Genomic DNA, 5148 nt, shown 5'->3' with positions numbered 1-5148 from the left:
AACCGGCCAGTTACACCGGGTTTCTGATACGCCGTGCGCAGCAAAGCCATGTCGCCGCATGGCAACACTGCGTCTCGGCAGACGTCTCGAGCGTGCAGTTCGGCGTGCTGAGAATCCTGGCCGCGTTCCCACGATCGACCCAGCATGACCTCTGCCGGCAGCTCGACCTCGACCGGTCAACGGTCGCCGACGTCGTCGCCCGGCTGGAGCGTCGCGGGCTGATCGCTCGCGCCCGCGATGTCGCGGACCGCCGACGAAACCGCCTGGAACTCACCGAGCTGGGCCGGGAACAGCTGGACTCCCTCGTGCCACGGGTCGAGGAGATGGACGCGCTCCTGACGAAGCGACTCTCGACGAAGCAGGTCGCGACGCTTCGCGAACTGCTGAACCTCGTCATTCAGGACTGAGACTGATCTTCGCCCCGCTGCCGGGTCGGGTGTTCGTCATACTCCTTCGGGCGCCAGGACAACGTCGAACCGTACGCAAGACCAGGTGGCGCCGCTGAGGTCCCGTCCGTCGGGAGTCGGGGTGATCGCTGCTTGCTGCTCGAAGTTCTTGACCAGCGACTCCTTGACTCCGAAGACACTGTCTGATGCCAGCAGCGGGTCGCCCTGCACGAAGATGTGAGTGACGAGTGTGCGCTTGCCGGGAGCGGTGATCATGAAGTGCAGGTGTGAGGCACGCATCGGTGAACGGCCGACGGCGGCGAGCATCCGCCCGACCGGGCCATCGTGCGGGATCGGGTACGGGGTAGGTGTCAGACCCCAGAACGAGAACCGGCCGTTGTCATCGGAATAGAGGAAGGCGCGGCCGGCAACCCGGTCGTCGGCGTATTGGACGTCGTAGAAGCCGTCTTCGTCCGCTTCCCACACCTCGATCCTGGCGCCGGGAACAGGCGCGCCGTTGGTCCCGACGACCGTGCCCTCTACCCAGCAGGGTTGACCGGGCGCACCGCCGGCGATGTCACCACCGATCGGTATCTGTGGCGCATCGTCGACGAAGAACGGGCCGAACACGGTAGCCTCCGTAGCGTTCTCGTACGCTTCATTGTTCACGGCGATCGTTTGCATCGATGCCCCGAGCACATCCGACAGCAGGATGAACTCCTGCCGCTTCTCATCGGTGATGTGACCGGCCTGGGTGAGGAACTCGATAGCCGCATTCCATTCGGCCTCGGTGAGCCGCTCTTCACGGATGAACGCGTGCAGGTGCTGCGTCAGCCCCTGCAGCAGCTGCTTGAGTCGTTCGTTGGGAGCGTTGTCGAACGAGTTCACGACGGTGTCGGTGAGCGCCTGTTCCGCCGCCTGTTGTTGCGACGAAATCGCGGGAGATGAGTCGCGGGCGAGGGTCATGAGACGGGACCTTCCTGGAGCTCGGCGAGGACGCCTTCCCACGCAGCGCGGAGCAGCTCCTCGAGGTTCCTCGCAGTAACAGGTCGAGGATTCGAAAGTGGCACCGCTGGCAGGATCAGCCGAGCTGCCTCGGGAATGTCTTCTTCACGGAACCCGTAATCCTGCAATGCAGTAGGTGCGCTGAGTTGTTGGCGAAGTGCTTCGAGTCCCTCTACAGCGGATGCTGCGCCGAATGCCGCGGCGATCCGTCGTTCAGCTTCGGGCGCGTTCGCTGAGTTGAAGGCGAGGACGTGCGGCAACACGACGGAGTGCGTCTGCGCGTGCGGCAGGTCATAAGCTCCACCGAGAACGTGACAGATTTTGTGGTGCAGCCCAGAACCGGCGGACGCAAACGCAACGGCTGAAAGATAGGCACCGTACTGCGCCTGCTCACGGCCCTCCAGTCCGGTCGGATCCGCCTGCACGAGAGGAAGGGCGGCATTCAGCGCTCGGATGCCTTCCGCGGCCAGCGCCTGGTTGATCGGATCGGCGCGCGGCGACCACATCGAGTCGATGCAGTGCGCAAGAGCGTTCAGTCCGGACGCGACCGACATCTCGACGGGCAGCGACACGGTGAGGCTCGCATCGTAGATCACCGTGACGGGCAGGACGGCGTCGTCCACCCCGGTGGTCTTTCGGGCGGCCTCGGTGAGCCCCCAGACATTGGTGGCCTCCGATCCCGCGTACGTTGTGGGCACCGCGACGATGGGGATCCCGCTTCTCAGGGCGATCGCTTTCGCCAGACCCGTCGTGGAGCCTCCGCCGACGCAGACGAGCAGGTCGATGGCATGAGTGTCGGCGGCCGCAATTGCGTCTTCCGCGACCTCCACCGGGACGTGCTGCACGACATTGTCATAGGTGAGCGCGACATCGATTCCGGTGGTGACGGTGGCGGCGAGTTCGGTCTCGTATTGTGAGGCGATCAGCATCACCCGCTCTGCGCCTATACGGACGATTTCCTTGGCCAGATTGGTTGCCGCGTCGCCGGACCCGAAAAGGACGCGCTGGCCCAGGGTGACGTGTTCAAAGTGGAGGGTCATGATCACTCGGTGGACGGGCTCGACGCCTTGGGCGTGGCTTGAAAGGAGAGGAACTTCCACTCTCCGTCGGTCCGCGCCCAGGTCGCCAATGAAACGTTTTCCAGACGCTTCGGCATGCCTGCGATGTAGAGGTCTGCGTTCATCGATCCGATGACCAGAGCCATGTCCCCGACCACGACCACGCGGTCGATCGGATGATCGATACGGCGGTAGTCATAGTGCTTCTCAGCGACCTTCGTCAGATAGCTGACAAGGGAGTCCGAGTCACCGTTGGAGTGGACGTACACGAGGTCGTCGTGGCAGAGACTTGCGAATCCGTCGAGGTCTCTGTTCAGGATGGCCGTGAACCGTCTGTCTTCGAGGTCCCGGATTTCGGTGGCCTGTGGATGCTCAGCGGACATAGGTTTTCTCCTTGAGCTCCGTGACCCGGGCCGCGAGCGGTTCGTAGTTGTGCATGCCTGGCGTGTTCGCACCACTCTCGATGCCGAGAGCGAATTCGACCATCGCCTGATTGACGGGTGCGGGGTGACCGAACTGTTCGAGCACGTCGACGACCAGCCCGTTGATTTCGTTTACCTCGCTGTGGCGCTGCTTCATCCAGTCCTGCAGCACCGTCGCTCGGGAGTGGGTGAGGACATAGTTGGTGAGGAGTTCGTCGAGGATCACCTGCATGTAGGTGTCAGGGTCCGCGGATCCCGGCGTGTTCATACCGAAGATGGGTCGAATCTGGAGTTTCAGCAGGCGGGCAGCGAGGATCGCCTCGTTTCCGGCCTCGATCATCAGTTCTTTCATCCCGTCATGGCGTGCCGCCTCGACGATGGAGAGATCGAGGATGGCGGATGGGACCAGTTCGCCCGCGTTCAGGACGAGTTTCATCCATTTCGGTGAGTCGATGTCCTCGACTTCCTCGACAGTTCCTGCGTTGCGCATGATCGACGCGACTTTTGCGACGTGATGCGTCGCTTCCGGTCTGGGCGCTCCGAGCGCGAACCACGACCGGTCGTAGTGCGAGTGCCGCTCCACAAGACCGGGCACATACATCGCCGACGTGATCTCGATGACGGCGGCAAGCGCACGGTCGGCGCCCATGACGTCGACGATCACGTCACCGGTCATGCCGTTCTGTACTCCGACGACGACTCCGTCCGCGGCGACGTGCGGCTTGATGAGTTCGCACGCCCACCGGGTGTCGTATGCCTTCACCAGCACCAGTACGACGTCAAATGGGCGAGTCTGTTTGGCGACCTCGCACAGGTGGAGCACCGGCACTGGAGTGACGGTGGTTCCCTCGGCCAGCTGAACCGTGATGCCGTTCTCGCGGATCGCGGTGACGTTCTCCGGCCACTGGTCGATGAAGGTCACATCGAGTCCGGCTCGCACGAGGTCCGATCCGATCGCTGCGCCGTTGGCGCCGGTGCCCAGGACGGCGATGCGCAGCGACTGCTCTTCTCTGCCGGTCATGCGTCGACCGCGATGTCTTCAAGTTCGAACTCTTCCACGTTGCCGTCATCGCCCAGGCCGTCGAGCAGTCCGTTGTGCTGAGCCGATCGGGCAAGCACCATGTCGTCGAGGGGCGCGACCTCGGGTCGCGTCACTTCGCTGGCGAGTGCGACACCACAGCCGGGGCAGGCGAACTCCCGCATGACGACTGGGTCATCGATGTAGTGCCTGGGATCGATCCACGCGAGGCCGTTCTCGACCAGATCGATCTCACGGGGAACCGCGCCGGTCTTGTACGAGTCGCCCGGCTGCGAGAGTGGGTGCCCGCAGCGTGCGCAGCCGACCGCTCCGGTCGCGGAGACGTGGAGGTGATCGTCGAGCCACACAGCGCCCTCCGGCAACGTCGCTGCGTCGGGTTCGGGTAGCGGGCCCGCGCCGATGCGTGTGCCGCGTAGTTCTTCGCGGAGGGTCCTGGTGGCATCCGCGTCGACGGCGTCGCCGTTCAGCACGACGCCGTAAGCGTGGCGCGCCTGTTTCGTGGTGACATACAGTTCTCGCACGTCGTGTGCGACGGCTTCAGGGTCCCGCTCGAGCGGGTCACCATATCCGCCGCCGCCGGCCCAGTTCACCGTGAACACGTCGCGGGAGCCGATCTCCAGTTCCGCCGCCTTGGCATGCGGCCATTCAAGTGCTCCGCCGATCGCCTCGACGCTCCCCGGGAGGTCGCCATGCGGCAGCCGAGTTCTCATGTCGGCATCCCGCAGCACACGATAGGTCACCGACTTCGCCGGCAACCCGCCGGCGAGCCCGGCACCGGCCGGGAACGCCATACCGTGACTACCGAGCATGAAACTGATCGACTTGCCCTCGAGCGAGATAACCGCCGACTCGCCTCCCGCGCCGCCGCGGAATCGACCGGCTCCGCCGCTGTCGACCGCCTCCCGGCGATACAGGTACATGATCGGGTACGACTGTTCCTGGTGTTCGATGTTGGGGATGCGGCATGCGGGACTCATCATGAACCCGGCCACTTCGTCACCGTCACGCCAGGCGCGCGCACCGAACCCGCCGGCGACGACATCCACGTTGGAGGCGACCATGTACTCGCCGTCGTGGCCCTCCCCCGAGAAGATAACCACCGGGATCGCAGGGGTTGAAGCGGCGATGATGTTGCGCTTGTACCGGGCGTCGCCCGCAGAGAGCATCTTCGACAGAAGGGTGGTCGCGGCGGTTGTACCGGCGAGGCCACCGGAAATGGGTCCAGCTGACACTGCGCC

6 protein-coding genes are annotated in these 5148 nt (G+C 64.3%); 1 reads left to right on the top strand and 5 read right to left on the bottom strand.

Annotated elements, in window-relative coordinates; translation table 11 throughout:
- Positions 1-407, top strand: a 407-nt coding sequence (locus ACLQ62_RS15770) for a MarR family winged helix-turn-helix transcriptional regulator (RefSeq protein ID WP_411722578.1), incomplete at its 5' end; no start/stop codon positions are given.
- Between the two features lie 36 nt (positions 408-443).
- Here the strand turns inward: ACLQ62_RS15770 and ACLQ62_RS15765 are convergent.
- The 5 genes from ACLQ62_RS15765 to ACLQ62_RS15745 all read right to left on the bottom strand — a co-directional run.
- Entirely contained in the window at positions 444-1352 is a 909-nt protein-coding gene (locus ACLQ62_RS15765) for an intradiol ring-cleavage dioxygenase (protein ID WP_411722577.1), read from the bottom strand.
- Positions 1349-2431 carry a maleylacetate reductase gene (locus ACLQ62_RS15760; RefSeq protein ID WP_411722576.1) on the bottom strand — a complete coding sequence of 361 codons (1083 nt, stop codon included), beginning with the start codon at positions 2429-2431 and terminating at the stop codon, positions 1349-1351. The genes ACLQ62_RS15765 and ACLQ62_RS15760 overlap by 4 nt, the downstream gene beginning before the upstream one ends.
- A gap of 2 nt (positions 2432-2433) precedes the next feature.
- The gene (locus tag ACLQ62_RS15755; protein WP_411722575.1) at positions 2434-2832 is read right to left on the bottom strand and encodes a nuclear transport factor 2 family protein; all 399 of its coding nucleotides are present in this window, start codon (positions 2830-2832) and stop codon (positions 2434-2436) included.
- Positions 2822-3892 carry a ketopantoate reductase family protein gene (locus ACLQ62_RS15750; RefSeq protein ID WP_411722574.1) on the bottom strand — a complete coding sequence of 357 codons (1071 nt, stop codon included), beginning with the start codon at positions 3890-3892 and terminating at the stop codon, positions 2822-2824. The genes ACLQ62_RS15755 and ACLQ62_RS15750 overlap by 11 nt, the downstream gene beginning before the upstream one ends.
- Positions 3889-5148, bottom strand: a 1260-nt coding sequence (locus ACLQ62_RS15745) for a hydantoinase B/oxoprolinase family protein (protein ID WP_411722573.1), incomplete at its 5' end; no start/stop codon positions are given. The genes ACLQ62_RS15750 and ACLQ62_RS15745, both read right to left, overlap by 4 nt.

Origin of the sequence: Mycetocola sp. (assembly GCF_046716805.1) — a bacterium.
GTDB lineage: Bacteria > Actinomycetota > Actinomycetes > Actinomycetales > Microbacteriaceae > Mycetocola_A.
Note: the sequence above shows the minus strand (reverse complement) of the source record. Positions and strands in the feature narration are given on the sequence as shown.